The 18,285-nt window shown below is 57.4% G+C and carries 13 protein-coding genes; 10 read left to right on the top strand and 3 right to left on the bottom strand.

What is annotated here, in order from left to right:
* The first annotated feature begins 58 nt into the window (after positions 1–58).
* From J2S62_RS07660 to cydC, 3 genes are read left to right on the top strand one after another with little or no spacing between them, the layout of a single operon-like run.
* On the top strand, positions 59–1,636 hold the full coding sequence (locus tag J2S62_RS07660) for a cytochrome ubiquinol oxidase subunit I (RefSeq protein ID WP_310173261.1): 1,578 nt from the start codon (positions 59–61) through the stop codon (positions 1,634–1,636).
* A gap of 33 nt (positions 1,637–1,669) precedes the next feature.
* Positions 1,670–2,689, top strand: coding sequence for a cytochrome d ubiquinol oxidase subunit II (cydB, locus tag J2S62_RS07655; RefSeq protein WP_310173259.1), 1,020 nt, complete (start codon positions 1,670–1,672; stop codon positions 2,687–2,689).
* Entirely contained in the window at positions 2,686–6,291 is a 3,606-nt protein-coding gene (gene cydC, locus J2S62_RS07650; RefSeq protein ID WP_310173257.1) for a thiol reductant ABC exporter subunit CydC, read from the top strand. Before cydB ends, cydC begins: the two co-directional genes overlap by 4 nt.
* A gap of 4 nt (positions 6,292–6,295) precedes the next feature.
* On the opposite strand, the gene J2S62_RS07645 is transcribed toward cydC, so the two are convergent.
* Positions 6,296–8,833 (bottom strand): DNA gyrase/topoisomerase IV subunit A, encoded by a 2,538-nt coding sequence (locus J2S62_RS07645; RefSeq protein WP_310173255.1) that lies wholly within the window; start codon positions 8,831–8,833, stop codon positions 6,296–6,298.
* Between the two features lie 55 nt (positions 8,834–8,888).
* Between J2S62_RS07645 and J2S62_RS07640 the strand changes: the two genes are divergently transcribed.
* Genes J2S62_RS07640 through J2S62_RS07630 form a run of 3 tightly spaced genes read left to right on the top strand, consistent with a single transcriptional unit; the run spans position 8,889 to position 13,418 of the window.
* The gene (locus J2S62_RS07640) at positions 8,889–11,636 is read left to right on the top strand and encodes a bifunctional acetate--CoA ligase family protein/GNAT family N-acetyltransferase (protein WP_310173254.1); all 2,748 of its coding nucleotides are present in this window, start codon (positions 8,889–8,891) and stop codon (positions 11,634–11,636) included.
* A gap of 25 nt (positions 11,637–11,661) precedes the next feature.
* Entirely contained in the window at positions 11,662–12,249 is a 588-nt protein-coding gene (locus J2S62_RS07635; protein ID WP_310173253.1) for a DUF5998 family protein, read from the top strand.
* Positions 12,246–13,418 carry an alkaline phosphatase family protein gene (locus tag J2S62_RS07630; protein ID WP_310173250.1) on the top strand — a complete coding sequence of 391 codons (1,173 nt, stop codon included), beginning with the start codon at positions 12,246–12,248 and terminating at the stop codon, positions 13,416–13,418. Before J2S62_RS07635 ends, J2S62_RS07630 begins: the two co-directional genes overlap by 4 nt.
* A 27-nt stretch (positions 13,419–13,445) precedes the next feature.
* Here the strand turns inward: J2S62_RS07630 and sepH are convergent, their stop codons facing one another.
* On the bottom strand, positions 13,446–14,702 hold the full coding sequence (gene sepH / locus J2S62_RS07625; RefSeq protein ID WP_310173246.1) for a septation protein SepH: 1,257 nt from the start codon (positions 14,700–14,702) through the stop codon (positions 13,446–13,448).
* A gap of 298 nt (positions 14,703–15,000) precedes the next feature.
* Here sepH and J2S62_RS07620 point away from each other — a divergent pair, with 298 nt between their 5' ends.
* A complete protein-coding gene (locus J2S62_RS07620; RefSeq protein ID WP_310173244.1) occupies positions 15,001–15,300 on the top strand; it encodes a DUF4193 domain-containing protein in 300 nt (99 codons plus the stop codon).
* Positions 15,301–15,407: 107 nt separating this feature from the next.
* On the opposite strand, the gene J2S62_RS07615 is transcribed toward J2S62_RS07620, so the two are convergent.
* Positions 15,408–15,995 carry a DUF3093 domain-containing protein gene (locus tag J2S62_RS07615; protein ID WP_310173242.1) on the bottom strand — a complete coding sequence of 196 codons (588 nt, stop codon included), beginning with the start codon at positions 15,993–15,995 and terminating at the stop codon, positions 15,408–15,410.
* A gap of 119 nt (positions 15,996–16,114) precedes the next feature.
* Here J2S62_RS07615 and dut point away from each other — a divergent pair, with 119 nt between their 5' ends.
* From dut to J2S62_RS07600, 3 genes are read left to right on the top strand one after another with little or no spacing between them, the layout of a single operon-like run.
* Positions 16,115–16,594 (top strand): dUTP diphosphatase, encoded by a 480-nt coding sequence (gene dut, locus J2S62_RS07610; protein ID WP_310173240.1) that lies wholly within the window; start codon positions 16,115–16,117, stop codon positions 16,592–16,594.
* Positions 16,595–16,636: 42 nt separating this feature from the next.
* Positions 16,637–17,341 (top strand): DUF3710 domain-containing protein, encoded by a 705-nt coding sequence (locus tag J2S62_RS07605; protein WP_310173238.1) that lies wholly within the window; start codon positions 16,637–16,639, stop codon positions 17,339–17,341.
* A gap of 50 nt (positions 17,342–17,391) precedes the next feature.
* Positions 17,392–18,141, top strand: coding sequence for a DUF3159 domain-containing protein (locus tag J2S62_RS07600; protein WP_310173235.1), 750 nt, complete (start codon positions 17,392–17,394; stop codon positions 18,139–18,141).
* Positions 18,142–18,285: the final 144 nt, after the last annotated feature.

The following is an 18,285-nucleotide window of genomic DNA, read 5'->3' as shown; positions in this document are numbered from 1 at the left end:
CTTGATATTAACAATTGCGAGCACCGGCGAGCCTTGGCCGGTGGGGGGAGGGACCCTCATGGATCCTCTTGAAGTGGCCCGGTGGCAATTCGGGATTACAACCGTTTATCACTTTCTTATGGTGCCGTTGACTATCGGCTTGGGCATCGTGCTGGTAGCCATGCAGACCGCATGGCACCGTACAGGTAAAGAACAATATCTGCGCATGACCAAGTTCTGGGGCAAGATCTTCATGATTAACTTCATCATGGGGGTTGCCACCGGTCTGGTTCAGGAATTTCAATTCGGCATGGCCTGGAGTGAATACTCCCGCTTTGTCGGTGACGTGTTCGGCGCTCCTTTAGCCATGGAGGCGCTCATTGCGTTCTTTCTCGAGTCAGTCTTTATCGGCATCTGGCTCTTTGGTTGGGGCAGAGTTCGCCCCGGCATTCACTTAGCCGTGTTGTGGTTAGCCGTCCTGGGATCCGTGATCTCGGCGTATTTCATTCTGGCCGCTAACGCGTTCATGCAACATCCGGTGGGCGTCGAACTGGTCAACGGTCGCGCACAAATGGTCGACTTCTGGGCCGTCATGACGAACCCAACCCTGCTGATCCACTTCCCACATACCATTTTCGGTGCCCTGGCAGTGGCCGGCTCCATGCTGTTAGGTATCGCCTGGTATCACTTATGGAAACGCCGCAAAGACGGTATCGATACCGTCGACGCCGAAGGATATGTGATTGTGGGGTCTACCGGATCCAAGGCGCGCGATGAAATCGACTACAGGGGGTGGCGCACCTCCTTCCGTTGGGGCGGCTGGATTGCCATCGTCGCCTTTCTCGGCACGGCGTTTACTGGTCACACCCAGGCTCAGATGATGATCGAACAACAGCCTTTGAAAATGGCCTCAGCAGAAGCGGCATGCCACGACGGGACCGGCTTCTCAGTCCTATCGGTGGCCAGCCGAGACGGCGGCGGAGCCACCACCTGTGACGATGTGGTCGGTGTCTTCGAAATCCCAGGACTGCTGTCCTTCCTAGCTCATAACGATTTTGAGACACCCGTAGAGGGCGTCAACTCGTTGATCCCCAAATACGAGGAAGCTTTCGGAACCCATCTGCCCGATGACCCACGGTACGGCGAGCGCGCTGGTTCAGAGATTGATTACTTGCCGGTGATGGAGGTGACCTACTGGGGCTTCCGTCTGATGATCACCTTCGGTGGGGTAGCAGCCCTGGCCGCAGCGATCGGACTATGGATCGGACGCAAGGGGACGGTGCCGTATGACAAGACGCTGATGAATCTTGCCTGGCTGTCGATTCTGGCGCCTTTTGCGGCCAACTCCACCGGTTGGATTTTCACGGAGATGGGGCGACAACCCTTTACTGTGGTGCCAAACCTCAACGGTGTAGACCAAGTGTGGCAATTTACTGCCGCGGCCGTTTCCCCGGGTGTCAGTGGTGAAGAAATCTTATTCTCCCTGATCGCTTTGACACTGATTTACGCGTTGTTACTCGTAGTCGAAGTCGTCTTGCTGGTCAGATATACCAAAGGTGGTCACCCGGCGGGCATGCCTGACCTGCTAGCAGATGAGCAGCGCGACGATGACGACCGCGATAAGCCCTCAACCGATGTATTGTCCTTCGCATACTGATGCGAACCACAGCAACAGAAAGGTAATACGAACATGGAATTTCTTCCAACGTTGTGGTTCATCCTCATTGCGGTGCTGTGGATTGGCTACCTGATTCTGGATGGTTTTGACCTCGGGGTCGGGATGCTCATGAAAGGTTGGGCTAAGAACGAATCCCAGCGGCGCGTGCTGCTGAACTCGATTGGCCCCGTCTGGGACGGCAACGAGGTCTGGTTAGTTACCGCTGCGGGTGCCACATTTGCGGCGTTCCCGCACTGGTACGCGTCATTGTTTGCGGGGCTGTACATTCCGCTGACCTTCGCTTTGTTAGCGTTGATCTTGCGAGCGGTGTCTATCGAATATCGCGGCAAGTCGCACAGCCAGACCGCACGGAACCTTTGGGACTGGTGCATGGCCGGCGGGTCGTTCGTCGCTGCTTTTTCTATCGGAGCGATGCTGGCACTGACCTCTACAGGTCTGCCACTGGACTCCTACGGTGACCGAGTTGGAGGCCCATTTGCGTGGTTCAACGGGTGGGCGGTCCTGGGCGGACTAGCCGTCGTAGGCGTCTCGCTGGCAATGGGTTGGGCGTTTTTATCGCTCAAAACCCTGGGCGCACCACGAGAAGCCGGCAACCGTCACCTTCGACGCTATCTCCCGCTGTATCTGCTGCCCGCAGCGCTGTGGAGTATCGGCGTGATCGTGAGCTATCCCAAGGTGGTCTCGTGGGGCATGCTCGCGATGGCCGTCGGGGGGATGCTCATCGCATGGGTCGCTTCCCGGCAGCGCCGCGAAGGGCTGACATTTGTGGGCATGGTCATCTTCGTGGCACTGGGCGTCGGAGCCATCTTCACGTCCCTATTTCCCAATGTCTTGCCTTCAACGCTGGACGAGGCATATAACCTGACGGTGACCACCGCTTCGTCATCCGACTACACACTGTCGATCATGGCCGTCGTGACCGCCATTTTCTTTCCGCTTGTCCTGGCATACAGTGCCTGGAGCTATTGGACCTTCAGACGGCGGCTTGATGACCAACACATCCCAGAGTCAGCGGTGGTGACCCCGGTTTGATCCCCGAACTGCCATCCTCGAAGACAGGACGTCGAGCCCTGCTCGGACTCGGCGTCCTGGCGGCGGTCAAACTTATTGGCTGGATTCTGATCGCGACGTCACTGGCCCGCGGGATCAGCCATCTGGCCTCAGCTCTTCCGGCATCCGATGCCGCGCAATTGCTGCAACTGTTATTCAATTCGCCCAAAACCGCACCCGGGCTGATCGAGTCACTCATTGACCACACGACCAGCAGCGAATTCCTGGTCACTTTGGCGTTGGGTTTTGGCGGAGCGATCCTGCGCGGCATAGCCCAATGGGGCCAACAGGTCTTAGCCACTCGTGCCGCCCTGGGCGAAAAGGAGCAGCTGCGAGCCCAGTTGGTTCGTCACAGGTTAGCTGCAGCGGGCGCCCATGCCGATCGTGCGGGGGAAGACACCGTGTTAGCCTCCAAAGGTCTCGACGGCCTCGATGATTACTACACCGACTTCCTACCCTCGCTGGTTTCAGCCCTGGTTATCCCCCTGGGTCTGGGCCTTTGGATTCTGCTGCACGACTGGATCAGTGCGGCAGTCCTGGTACTGACCATCCCACTCATTCCAATGTTTATGATCCTTATCGGCAAATACACCGAGCATCGGGTCGATGAAGCCGCTGAGGGTCTCAATAGACTGTCACACCATCTCCTAGAGCTGGCCCGAGGATTGCCCGTACTCGTCGGGTTACGCCGGGCCGGCACGCAACGCAAAGCGCTCCAAGAAGTCTCAGCCGGTTATCAACGCACCACGATGAACACGCTGAAAGCAGCCTTCATGTCGGGACTGGCGCTCGAGCTCATCTCCACCTTATCGGTGGCGATCATCGCGGTGTTTATAGGTGTGCGACTCGTCAACGGCTCCATGGACCTCTATGCCGGGATCATGGTCCTAACTCTGGCAGCCGAAGTGTATCTGCCGTTTCGAAACATCGGCTCGGCCTACCATGCTTCCGAAGACGGCGTAGAAGCGCTCAAACGCGCCCGGGCCCATATCAACCAACCGGTCCCCGCAACACTAGCGAACATCCTAGACACCGCTGCTGCGAACGACGATCGAATCGTTGTCGATGACCTCACGATTGCGTACAAAGCGCTTCGTCGCGTCGAACACCAGCCGGCAGCTGGCCCAGAGTATCTGACCCCACAACAATATGCTGCAGCCAAACGAGACAGTACGCCTCAGCAGGACTCCGAAACCGATTATGTGCCCACATATGAAGTCGAGGAACTGGCACCGGTAGTTCAATCAGTGTCCATGCACTTGAGACCGGGCCAGTACACAGTCATGGGGGACGCCTCCGGTACAGGAAAATCCACCATCCTTAAAGCGCTCGCCGGGTTGTTGACCGATGCCGAGGCGGTCTTCACCGGAAGCGTCGGCGGTCTTGCCGGACGTCCGGTGGCATATCTGGCGCAGCACCCGGCGTTTGTCTCAGAGCGCGTCGACGATGAGCTGACTATGGTCGGATACGGCACCATAGAGCAACTCGGTGGCTCACCGGAGAGCTTGGATATGCCACACATCCTGATGACCTCGCTGCGTGCCGCCGGACTGGAGCGTTACGAACACCGTCGCATTGACGAACTGTCCCCAGGGGAACGGCGCAGACTGGGCTTTGCTCGTGTCCTGGCCCGGTTACTCGCTGCTGCAGCCGCAAACACGCCCCACCGCGCCTGGTTCCTTGTCTTCGATGAACCCACTGCCCACCTCGACCACGCCTCGGCCAACCGCATCCGCACCACACTGCGTGCGCTCGCCCAAGGCAGACTGCCCGACGGATCCACCCTGGACACGATCCTGCTGGTCGCCTCGCACGACGCGCTGATCCATGCCGATGCTCAGCAGCTGCTGGGCCAGAGCATCGCCACGCCTACACGTGCTGAACAGCACACACCGCAAACCCTGAGCCCCTCAAACACAGCTGCCCCCACCGGCGACGAGCACCGACAGTCGCGACGCAGAGTGACCGTGGCTGATTGGTGGCGGGTCCTACCGCTGAACAATCCCAAATTCCTTGGCGGTATCGGCTGGGCCGTGGCCGCACTGCTCTCGGCTGCCCTGCTGTCTGCTCTATCAGGCTGGCTGATCGTTCAAGCCTCCTATGAACCGCCTATCCTCTATCTGCTCGCCGTGATCGTTGGGGTCCGCTTCTTTGGCATCGGACGGGCTGTCTTTCGCTATGCCGAACGCCTGACGGTCCACGACGCGGTTCTATCGTGGGCCAACCGAATCCGCTTACGCGTCTGGGACGCGCTGGGCTCACAGGCCACCCAGTGGCACAAACTGACTCGCTCGGGTGGCGCGCTTTCGGTGCTCATCTCAGACGTCGATCAGTTACGCGATGCCGTGCCGCGGGTCCTGGTTCCCATCCCGGCGGCCTTGATCACCTGGGCGACCGCAACCGGGATCGTAGCCTTTATGGCTCCAGGGACATGGTGGCCAGCAGCGGTGGCGGGCCTTGCAGCCTTTGTGGTGGTACCCATCGTGGTCCATCTCGTCGATGCACGAACCAGCGCACACCTAGCCGACCATCGGACCGGCCTGGTATCGGCCACCTCCCGCCTGTTGACCGCAGCAGCCGATATGGCCGGCAACGGGATGGCCCAGCGCGCCGCAAATACGTTCATCACCGCGGACCGTCAAACCACCGCACCTCTGAAGCGCAGCGCGGCAGCAGCAGGACTCGGAGAGGGACTGACCTCGCTCATTGCAGCATGGGCAGCCGTCCAAACCATGTGGGTGGCCATCACCAACGGCATCTCAGCTCCCAACACCGCCCTGGTCGTCATGCTCATGTTGGCCATGGCAGAACCCTTTGGCCTGTTCAACCAAGCCACCCAAGAAGCACGCGTCCTCAACCACCAGCTGGGCAAATTGCTCCCGCTGTTGGACACCAACACACACCGCGAAGCCGACTGGATTGCACTGGAACCGACAGCCAGCTCCGGGGTGACGGCCTTGAACCTCCAGGACGTCACCGTGTCATACAGCCAAACCCAACCCGCTGTCCTCGACCACTTCTCGTTACATGCCACCACCGGTGACTTCGTTGTTGTCACGGGTCCCTCGGGGGCAGGAAAATCGACCCTGTTGGCAGTATTGTTGGGCTTTCTAGCGCCACAAGCCGGAACGTATCGCCTGACCGCCGATGCGCCAGACGCTTTGAACGCGCTCCAACACGTTGCGTGGTGTCCTCAGGAGGCCTATCTCTTCGACTCAACGCTGCGCTCGAATCTTGCGCTAGCACGAGATCCGGCACACCGACCCACCGATGAGGAATGCCAAACGGCGTTAGAAACCGTCGGGCTCGGGGAGTGGCTGGCAAATGCACCAGCAGGTCTGGATGCCCGTCTGGGACCCTCAGGCCACTTTATTTCTGGAGGCCAACGGCAACGGGTGGCCGTGGCCAGAGCATTATTAGCAGACGCTCAGGTGATCTTGTTAGACGAGCCCACCGCTCACCTAGGCGCCGATGAGTCCGCCGAGCTGCTCGACGACCTCAAAATCGCGCTGCGCGACAAAATTGTGGTCATGGTGACCCACGATCGACGCTTTGCCGACACCGAGGTCGCCGTACAGCTCTAACAGGTCAGACAGAACCTTCGGAGGTCTTCTCGGATTGGACCACTGGTGAGCCGCCGAGACCGATCGCACCGATGGCCGAGTCCAACACGATGCCAGAATCGTCCCGGTCCGAGTAATCTTGCGGTAGCGCGCGGGCTACGCCACCGGTGGTTGACGCTAGTGGTTGTGGACCAGCCCAGGCGAGCGCCAATCCGGTCTCACCGCGTAGCATGCGGTGCGCTCGCAGCCCCTGCGTATTGCGCCCTTTCGGAGCAAATTCATCAAGCGCGGTCACTTTAGCGGTCGACGACGCATCCTCTATACCAGCATCCGTGTCGGTGATGGTTACTACGACGGAGTCTTCGAGTTGGTTGGCAGGCGCCACCGAAAACGACAGCACCTTATCGTCTTGCACCAGCTTCATGCCGGCGACGCCACCCCCGGAACGACCCTGCGGTCGTACCAGCTCAGCAGCGTAGCGAAGCAGTTGCCCGGCTTGGGTAATAAACACCAACTGATCACCGTCATGAGCTGCGACACTGGCACCGACCACCTTGTCGCCATCTTTGAGTGTGATGGCTTCGAACTCATCCTGGTTCAGGGGCCAATCATCGTGCCGTACGCGTTTGACCACACCATTGCGCGTGCCCAGGGCAAGGACCTGGTTCAGCGGCACCATGGCAATAAGGTGTTCGCCGCGTTCCAACGTCAAGAAGTCGGTGGCCTTCACACCGTCGTTCATCGCTGGGGTCGCGGTCGGCTCCTGGGCTGCGGGAAGGTCGACCACATTGACCCGAAGAATTCGACCGGCATCCGTGAGCGCTCCGACTTCACCTCGAGCTGTCGTTGCAACAAGTGACGTGAAGACATCGTGGCGACGTCGTCTTCCGGCAGCGATGATGGGGGTGCGGTCTTGGGTGCGGAGTAACCGGCCGGAAGCCGATAGCAACACCCAACATGGGTCATCGGGAACTAACAGCGCAGACGCTGCCACCTGCCGGTCGGCCTTCGACGATACCGCGGTAACAGCCGGCGCGAGATCTTCCGATTTCAGCAGCTTCGTGCGGCGCTCATCGCCGAATTGTTCAGCAACTTCAGCTAGCTCGTTAGAGACGGTCTCGCGCAAGACAGCATCGGAAGCAAGGATTTTTTCTAGCTCCGCGATCGCGGCGAGTAACTCGTCGCGCTCAGTCTCCAGATCGAGTCGGGAGAATTTTGTCAGCTGCCGCAAACGCAGTTCCAAAATATGGTTGGCCTGAATCTCGGTTAGGTCAAAGACCAGCATTAACCGCTCACGAGCTGCGGCTGCATCATCCGAGGTCCGGATGATCTCAATGACCTCGTCAATATCGACCAGGGCTAGCAGTAATCCCTCGACCAGGTGCAAGCGATCCTTTCGCTTTCCTAACCGGTGAGAGGTGCGACGTCGCACAACCGTCAGCCGATGATCTACATAGACCGAGAGTAAGTCTTTGAGCCCCAGGGTCTGGGGCTGGCCGTCAACCAGCGTGACATTATTGATGCCAAAGTTCTCCTCCAATGGCGTGTACTTGTATAACTGCGCTAGCACGGCTTGAGGATTGAAACCCGACTTCAACTCGATCACGAGTTTGAGGCCGTGGTTGCGGTCGGTCAGGTCGATGACATCGGCGATACCGGCGACCTTTTTGGTGTTGACGGCGGTTTTGAGTCGGTCGATGACGCGCTCGGGACCGACTCCGTAGGGGAGTTCGGTGACGACCAGGCCGGTTCGGCGCGCAGAAACTTGTTCAACGTTGACCGTGGCACGCATGGTGAACCGACCGCGCCCGGTTTCGTAGGCCTCTTTGATGCCGTCTAAGCCAACGATTCTGGCTCCCGATGGCAGGTCTGGGCCGGGGACGAATTTCATCAGGGCCTTGGTGTCGGCCTCCGGGTTTTCAATCAAGTGTCGAGCGGCATCGATGACCTCACGCAAGTTGTGCGGGGCCATGTTGGTGGCCATCCCCACGGCAATACCGGACGCACCGTTGACTAGCAGATTGGGAAAGGCAGCGGGCAGCACGGTTGGCTGCTGCATCTGATTGTCGTAGTTGGGCTCGAAATCGACCGTATCTTCATTCAGATTGGCCGTCATCGCCACGGCTGCTGGAGCCATGCGCGCTTCGGTGTAGCGGGCGGCAGCAGGACCGTCATCGACTGAACCAAAGTTGCCGTGCCCATCAACAAGGGGAAGACGCAAGTTGAAGCCCTGGGCAAGCCGTACCATCGCGTCGTAAATGGCCGAATCACCATGGGGGTGGAGCTTACCCATCACCTCGCCGACCACGCGTGCTGACTTGACGTGACCCTTATCGGGTGTCAGCCCCATCTGGTCCATCATGTACAAGATGCGACGCTGGACGGGTTTCAACCCATCGCGAGCATCTGGCAGGGCGCGGGAGTAGATCACCGAATAGGCGTATTCCAAGAAGGAGTGTTCCATCTCGGAGGCGACATCAATGTCGATAATGTTCTGATCTTCAGTCGGCACGATTGCTGTCGTGGAGTTACTGGAAGACCTATTTTTTGAACGCTTTGACATCTGACCTTTCCCGTCACGTGGTTCCCACGGCCTGTTTGTAGCTTAAGATGATTATATGGCTGAACAGAAAACCAAACGCCCATATCCGGCTCACTGGGAAGCCGATGTGCTACTGCGCGATGGTGCGACAGCACGACTGCGCCCGGTTTCGCCAGACGATGCCGACGCATTGCAACAGATGCACCAGGGTCAATCTCAAGATTCTATCTACTTTCGCTACTTCACGTACAAATCCCAGCTGTCAGCCAAAGAGCTCGAGCGTTTCACCGTGGTCGATTACGTCGATCGCGTGGCTTTCGTCGTGCTGTTAGGTGACGAGCTGATGGGTATTGGCCGTTATGACCGACTCGGTGATTCAACCGAAGCCGAGGTGGCCTTCAATATTGCTGACGCGCATCAGGGTCGCGGTCTGGGATCGATACTGATAGAACACCTCGCGGCAGCGGGCCGGGAAAATGGGTTGCGCACTTTCACCGCCGAAGTACTGCCCGAAAACCGCAAAATGCTCAAGGTTTTTCAGGCGGCCGGATTCGAAACATCTCGTTCATTTGAAGATGGCGTCGTCGTTGTGGAATTTCCCATCGACCCCACGGCACGAGTACGCGCTGTGATGGAGGCCCGCGAGCACCGCGCCGAGGCCCAATCGATCGCTGAACTACTCCGCCCAGAATCCATTGCGGTGATCGGCGCATCGCGTCAATGGGGCTCCGTCGGCTTTGCGCTGCTTGAAAACATCATCGAGGGGGGATTTACCGGGCCGGTTTATGGCATCAATAAAGATGCCCTGGAAATCGCCGGCATGATTTCTCGTACCTCCCTGGCAGAAGTGCCTCAGGAGGTTGAGCTTGCTGTAGTCGCGGTGCCGTATGCGGAGCTTCCCGCCGTGGTCCAGGACTGTGCAGAGCACGGGGTCAAAGGATTGTTGATCGTCACTGATGGATTTACCGGTGAAGAAGGCCTAGCCGAACAACGCCGTCTGGTGCGCGTGGCGCGCAGCCACGGCATGCGGGTGATAGGCCCGGCCTCTGCTGGCATTATTAATACTGATCCGCAGGTGAGTCTTAACGCTTCGGTGTCTCCACAATTGCCACAACGGGGCTCGATCGGATTGTTTTCCCAATCGGCTGCTGTTGGTGCAATGCTGTTCACCGCAGCTCAACAACGTGGTATCGGCATATCGTCGATGATTAACGCAGGAAACCGGGCCGACGTATCCGGCAACGATGCGATGCAATATTTGGAAGACGACGTCAACACCAGCGCGGTGGGGCTCTATCTCGAGTCGTTTGGCAACCCTCGCAAGTTTTCGCGTATCGTGCGCCGCCTCGCCCGAAAGAAACCCGTGGTTGTTTCGCGCTCCCACGGGATGGGACGACGAATCCCACCGGGGCACTCCACGCGCACCACCGAAGCCCCGCACGGCACGGTGCCGTCGATGCTGCGTCAATCGGGTGCGATCGAAACCGACAGTTATGCCGCGCTCATGGATATCCTCCAAGTCTTAGCCTGCCAACCGGTGCCAGCGGGACCTCGGCTCACTGTGCTTGGCAACGCTCCATCGCTCAATCGATTGACGGTGGAAAATGCTCGAAGTGCCGGCTTAGAAATCGTCGAGGTTCAGGATATCCCTACACCTGGTGATCAGCATTCGATTGACGACGTCATTGATTCCCTCACTGCTGCTATCCGTACTGCGACTCAATCTGGTCAAACCGATGCGATTATTGTTGTGATGCAACCAGGCATGCAGCAGCGTGAAGGTGACGCGGCACGCCTGGCGCAAGCAATCAATGACGTGGCCGATGACAGCTCCATTACGGTGTTGGCTTCCTTCACCGCGGTGTTGGAAAATACCTTTAACCCAACCGCTATCGCAGGACAAGGCCAGTTGCGCGAGCGAGAGCCTGACGCTGATCCGGATGTGGTAGAACCGCAACAGCGTGGGCTGCCGATCTTTGCATCGATGGAACAGGCTGTCTCCGTGCTGTCTGAGCTTGTACAGTACCGTGCCTGGCGTGATGCAGAGCAGGGCATCGCGATTGAGTACGAGGATATTGACCGGTATAAAGCTGAACAGTTGGTGGATGAATGGACCGAGAACGCCACTGGTACCGAGTTGGTCAAACTCACGCGCGATCAAACTGATGAACTCCTGGCATGCTATGGGATCACGGTCCTGCCCTCACGGCGATTTCAGACCATCGACGAAGCCCTGGAATACGCCGAAGAGTTTGGTTACCCCGTGGCACTAAAAGCCGACAATACGGTTCTTCGCCACCGGCTCGATCTTGGGGGAGTTCGTCTCAACATTGATACTCCTCAAGCATTACGTACCAACATCGAATCGATGCGGGAGGTGTTGGCCCCGTATGGTTCTCCCTCGATTGAAGTCCAAGCGATGGCACCCACCGGTCAAGGATGTATCGTGGCAGCAGTGGAAGATCCACTCGTTGGACCGGTCATCTCCTTTGGTATCTCTGGTGATGCCGTAGAACTGTTAGACGATTGGGTTCACGTGGTGCCACCATTATCCGACCAAGACTTAGACCGTCTGCTCCGCACACCCCGGGCATCGGCTAAACTCTTTGGATACGGCGATATTCCAGCGGTGGATGTTGAGGGCGTGAAAGACTTGGTCGCCAGAGTTTCACAGCTCAAAGACGACCTGCCCCAGGTCGCCAGACTACGGTTCAACCCGTTGCTTGCCGCACCGGGTGCTACCACTGTATTGAAAGCCGAAATCTATATAGCTAATGCCGCAGTCCGCACCGACTCGGCTCGTCGGGCATTACTGACGCAATAACCCCCAGAGGACGAAACACATACCCATGCCGTATCCCGTACTGCCAACAGACTTGGCGCAGGACATCCAGCGTGCAGGATTCTACCCTCAGCTTGTGGCCAATGTGATGGGCCAGCAGCTGGGTGAACGTGAAATTCTGAGCCACTATGTGCACGTTGAAACGCACTTCGGTTACGACGATTTGCACCGTCACATCACGGTCTTGGTTCTTGCTCAAGGCAATGTGCTGGCGGCGTTACACCTCAATGATCTCGAAGATGAGCTCGACGAAGGCGCTGCGCGGGCATCGGTGGCAACCGAGATCATTCCGCTGTCCAAAATTGGCTCGTGTGTGGTCACCACAGGATACGACCACCCGCAGGAGTATCAACCTGGACAGCCTCCGTCTGAAGTCACGCTCGTGTTGAGCTGGGCCGGCGGTGCCAGATTAGAATTCGTTCCAAATTTGTGTGATGACCCAGACTGCGACGCTGATCATGGCTACATGGGTACCCGAGTCGCTGAAGACCTGGTGTTGCGGATTGCCGGTAAAGCAGACGGGCAACAGGCGGTCGATAAGGCACTGGCTTTCAGTCGCAGACTCCGAGACGCAATTTTAGATAACGCATCATGACGAGGGCACTGCCGGCCGGATTCAATCCCGAGCGTAATCTCACCCATGTTCTGCCATCTCTAGCTGCCAGTCTCGGAGCGGCGTTACCCAACACGTTGCAGTTGCCGAGGGCTCGGTCAGCGATCTTGCTGCTCGTGGATGGTTTAGGGCTTGAGCAGCTCGAACAATATTCAGCCCATGCACCGTTTCTTCGGAAAGCGTTGAAGCAACAGACCGAGGCTCAAACCGAGCTCTCCACGATCTACCCTTCAACCACAGCGGCAGCGTTGTCATCTCTGGGCACCGGCTTATCACCGGGTGAACATGGGCTCGTCGGATACGACGTATACGATCCGGACCGGGACACCGTCATCAATCAGCTCGGAGGTTGGGATGAGCGCACTGATCCCCAAACATGGCAGCCAGCCCCCACGATATTCCAGCAGCTCAACGAGCAGCGTTTAGCAGGTGTCCATGACATCGAACCCGTCACGGTTTCGTTACCGGCGTTTGAAGAGTCCGCTCTGACACGGGCAGCCCTACAAGGGCCCCGCTTCATTGGCCACGAAACACTCACAGCCCGGTTCGCTCAAGCAGCACACGAAGCGCAGCACCCCGGTAAGTTGATCTACTTATACGCCAATGAACTGGACAAAGTGGGCCATCAGTACGGGCCCGGGTCTGATGAGTGGTTGGAAGTACTAGAAGAGCTCGATGCTCAAGCGCGTCGGATGGTACGAAAACTACCCGAGGGCACAGTAGCTGCTGTGACTGGAGACCACGGCATGATCACTGTCCACCAGGAAGACCGGATCGACTTCGGCCATGAGGAAGAATTGGTGAGGCACATCGCTCATACAGCAGGTGAGCCACGAATGGTGCAGCTGCATTTCGCATCGGAGGCCACTGAGTCTCAGCGCGATCAGACCCTCGAGGCATGGCGGCAACGATTCGGTGATCAAGCTTGGGTAGTAACCCGCCAGCAGGCGGTGGAAGCCGGATGGTTCGGTCGCGTAAACGGCAGGGTCCTTCCACGGATCGGTGATGTCCTAGTGGCCGGTTTTGCCCCGATTGCGCTTTATGACAGTCGACGGGCCGCGCCCCAGAGTTTCGGCATGGTCGGGCATCATGGCGCGCCAACACCGGCTGAGGTACGCATCCCCTGGTTGCTTATTCGCACACCTGAATAAGGCTCCGAACAAAGTCAACGAGGCGTTCTACTTATCTTTTCGGGTCCCGAAAATAATTTCATCCCAGCTCGGGACCGTAGGCCGTTTTCTTGACCGGCTTGGCTCAGATTTTTTCTCGGCCTCATCAGGATCTGATTCTGCAGTATCGTCATAGGCCGGGGAGTGTCCTGACGGCTGATCCGCAGCTGGTTCAGGAGCGGTGCCCTCATCGTAGTCAGTCGGCTGCACTTCGCCGGCTACGACTTCGCGTCCGTCCCAGTCAGCTGGATCTTCAGCTTCATCATCAGACCATGCGACCTCGACTTCGGTCGTGACATTGACGATTTCCGACTCGGGTTGTTCAGCAGTCTCGAGTTCAGTATCTTCTGAAACCACAAGTTTGGGTCGTTGGGGGAGACTTGGCTCTTCTTCACGAGTGATCATCGCAGCTAATTCATCATCAGACTCTTCATCCACCCCGAGTCGTTGACCACGGCGAGCGTGTAGCACATCTAGCAACTCTTCGTGCGATTCGTTGGGCTGGTACGGCACACGAGACGAACCGTCTGTTTCAGATTCGACATCAAAGGGCGCATCCGCTACCGAGGAAAGAAAACTCCGCGGGGATGTCGAAGTCACAGGAGAGTCGGCTGGGCCGAATTCGCTGAGCACCTGAGCCCAGCGATTCGAATTCTCTAAATGCTTGGATTGTTGCTTATAACTCCACAAGGCTGGGGGAGGATCACCGATGGATGAATCTCCCAGTCCTTCGACCGAGAAGTTGGCTGAGACTGTCCACACATCGGAATTCTCTTCGCGCCATGCGTCCCATTCCACGGTGTCTGGATCCAGGCCCATCGCTTCCAACCGGTGATTCACCATCTCACCTAACAGTGCTGGCTCATCTCCGAAGACCGCCTCGTAGGCCTGATTGCCAAGCTGCGGGGCAGCAACCTCTAATTCCTGTGCCTGACGCGCAATCCAATCCCGTTCGGCAATGATTGGTGTGGCATACACTTCGAGACTCGCGCGCTCAGTGTCGAACCGTTCGGCAAGTTGGTCCACAGTGACTCCAGCACGCAACATGGCCTGGATTTCACGCGGTGAGAGCTCTTTGGCGGCTTCGTCGGCAGCCGCGGCCGAAGGGCGACCAATTGGACGGGTTGCGGCATTGCGTAACGCATCGGTGATAGGTAAATAAAACTCTTCACCATCACCATTCGACAGGACGAGCTCGTCCGCGCTGTCAGCGACTCCCACGAGCCGAAGCCGACGAGCGGGATCGTGCTTAAATGATGAACCCATGCAAGGCCTCCGAATATATACTACTTCTGTATGAACTCTGCCATGTAACCCGCGGGAAAACAGGGAAGTACCCCGGTGTGGCGCCCATTTGAGAGGGCAAATTCACCGCGAGTGCAATGCACTGAGATCTCGATTTGCAAAGTCGTCTCCAATAAGGTTAGATCACCTCGAAAACATGAGCCACAATCCGCCCAGGGTGAATCTGGCTCACAGGTGTCTTCCTTCGTGATACAACGTAGAGCACCATCTGAATGAATGCATCAAAACCTGATGTGAAACCTAACCGAATGCGAGATTCATGGCTACGGACTACGACGCCCCCCGCAAGAACGACGAAGAGCTTCGCGAGGACTCGATTGAGGAGCTACAGGCACGCAGAACTGATACGCAATCTGCTGTTGTCGACGAAGACGAAGCCGAAGCAGCAGAAGGCTTTGAGCTGCCCGGCGCTGACCTCTCAGACGAGGAACTGCAAGTCACCGTCTTGCCGGCCCAGTCGGATGAGTTCACCTGTTCTTCCTGCTTCCTGGTGCGCCACCGCTCTCAGGTTGCGCTTGAAGAAGACGGTATGCTCTACTGCACTGACTGCGAAGGTTAATACTGCCTCAGTGCACAGCACTAGACGTATCTAAGCTTCAGAACTTCAAAGGGGCGATCCCGTGTGTCACCACGGTCGCCCCTTTGAGTGTTAAAAGCCTATCGACACTACTTCTGCTGCTCGTCAGCGCGCTCGGCTTCTAATTGAGCACGCTCGGCATCGATAAGCCACTGCGGAATGTCCTCCTCGTGGAGGTCTTCCGATTGATCCTCGACATGCATGGTGCCACCCAGCACGGCCACGAGCTCTTCAGGGCGGGCAGTTGAGGTGAGCCAATACGGCGTACGATCCTGGCGGTCTTCAATCTGAATACGCACCACAGGCTTAATCCAGCTGCGCAGGTGCAGATATGCCAAGCCATGAAGCTTCTGTCCACGCTGTTGGAACGCTGCATCTCCCACATAACCGGTAACCTCGCCGACGTGCTCCCGTTCGATCGTGGCGCGGCCGACTTGCAAATGGGTTGACGTGACGGTGATATCACTTCGGGATGCCAGGAGGGCGAAGACGGCCACGGCCGCCACCAGGATTCCAGAAGCGATGCCCCAACCTGTACTCAGTGGTGCTAGCGTTAGCCAGCCGAGGACAGCCGCAATGATCACCAGTAACCACATCGACCATGTTGGACGCAGAGTCTCATGGTAAATGATTGAGGAGCCGCCCGGCCCAGTTCGCTTGTCAGCATTTTCTGTCATACCCTCCAGCTTACAGCTTGGGCTGAATTGCTTGCCATTTCAGAATGAGCCATTCCTGATGGCTAGAATGTGAGCCGATGGTAATGCCCGGTAGTCAGAAGAAAGCGCTAGGTGCACCGATGACCTATGATCATCTCGAATCACCGCATCAGCTCCGCATCGAGCTTAAAGTACTGGATGACGGAATCGCTCCACCACAGTATGCGTTGCCAGGTGATGCTGGTGCTGATTTGTCCACCACTAAAGACGTGGAATTAAAGCCGGGACAACGTGAGCTGGTCCCCACCGGGATAGCTATGGCAATACCCACCGGGTACGCCGGTTTTATTCACCCACGATCTGGGTTAGCTGTCCGGGCGGGGCTGAGCGTGGTCAATGCTCCAGGTACGATAGATGCAGGATACCGAGGCGAGATTAAGGTCCCCCTGATCAATCTCGACCCGACCGAGACCATTTACTTGCAACGCGGTGAACGTATTGCTCAACTCGTAATCCAACCGGTGTACCAAGCAACGTTTACAGTGGTCGATGAACTTCCTGACTCGGCACGCCGGGATGCTGGCTTCGGGTCTACCGGAGGCTTTGTCTCGGGTCGCTAACCTGCGGTACGGTCAAAAGAACTTAAAGGAGATTGCGCTACGATGCTTTTTGGTCGCAACAGACATGTGCAAGCCGAGACTGTGGTGTTGCCTGAACACCTACGGGAAGATGACGACGCTCCGGTAGGTGATACTCGCCCTGACGGACCGTTTGATATCACCGAAGTCGACACGAAAGACTTTAGTAAAGGTTACATGGACTTGGGTGCCGTGAAAGTACCGCTGCGCAAGAATGTGTCTTATCGACTCGAGCAGGAGCAAGCTAACCAGAAGGTATTCGCCGTTTCTGCCGTCCATGAAAACTCGACCTTACAAATTCAGGCATTTGCTGCGCCGCGTTCTGGCGGTCAGTGGGACGAAATCCGCCAAGAGATGTTTGAACAGAACAGAAACGCGAAGGGCGCTAAAGTCACGCTCGAAGACGGTGAATTTGGCAAAGAATTACTGATTCGAATCCCTGCGAAACTGCCGGATGGTCGACAAGGTGAACGACCCGCTCGGTTTCTTGGGATTGATGGTCCTCGCTGGATGATCCGAGCGATGATCATGGGGAAAGCAGCCTTGAAAAAAGACGAAGCTGTGATCCTGTACGACATCCTGAAAGATACCGTCATCGACCGAGGGGACCGCCCACTTCCAGCACGCCAAATGCTGGAGTTAACTCCGCCAGAAAATGTACTTGCGGCCATGCGTGAAGCAGCAGCCCGCCGGCGCGAACAAGCGAAACAACAAGACGCTAATCAATAGGAGCCGTCAGGAAACCCGCAGCAGAAGACACACCGGAATTGAGACCCACAATGCGCAAGGCCGAAGACGAGCCCACTGAGAATCAAGAGCAGATAGAACATGTTGCTCAGCGGCTAGCTGGTCGCGCTGCGGTCACTCAGAATGGTCAACTAGACCTTCTAGCCTCCGTCGGGGGAGTACGCGGGATTGCGGAAGCAACCGTTCCAGCGCTGGTTTTCTTAGTAACATTTATCAGCACATCGGACGTAGTCTGGTCGGCAATCCTCGCTGTGGGGCTCGCCGCGATCGCCAGCCTGGTGCGATTAGTGCAACGACAGCCTCTTACGCAGGCGCTTGCCGGAGTGTTCGGGGTGGCGATCTCAGCTGCGGTGGCCCTGCTGCAAGGCGATGCTCGCGGCTATTACGTCATCGGCTTTTACGTTTCCGCCGCATATGGCGCCGCATTCGCCCTGTCGATGGCCGTCAAGTGGCCCATTATGGGCCTCGTATATGGCTGGATTCGCGGTGAGGGGATCACTTGGCAGAAGAACCCCGTCCGACGCCGCAAATATCAGATCGCCACCTTGTTAATGGTTCTCGTCTTTGTTTCTCGGCTCATCGTGCAGTTGCCTATGTACTGGGCCAACGATGTAGTGGCTCTGGGTACCGCTCGGCTCGTGATGGGTGTGCCACTGTATGCATTGGTGTTGTGGTTTGGTTGGCTTGTGTCGAGACCTGCCGCGCACCAGCAGATGACACATGATGACACAGGTGGTAGTGACGATTCTGCAAGTGGGAGCGGAGTCGCTCCAAAGATATGACCGCGACCTTCACGGTGATACATCACACACGCCAAACCGATACTATGGTGGAGGGAACAGCGCTAAATGAAAAGCACGTGAAATTCGGCTTGCCGAGTTCACCCCATAAACCACACACAACACAATTTTGAAGCAGGCCGATCA

Origin of the sequence: Enteractinococcus fodinae, from assembly GCF_031458395.1 — a bacterium.
Classification (GTDB): Bacteria; Actinomycetota; Actinomycetes; order Actinomycetales; family Micrococcaceae; genus Yaniella; species Yaniella fodinae.
This window is presented reverse-complemented; position numbering and strand designations above follow the sequence as displayed.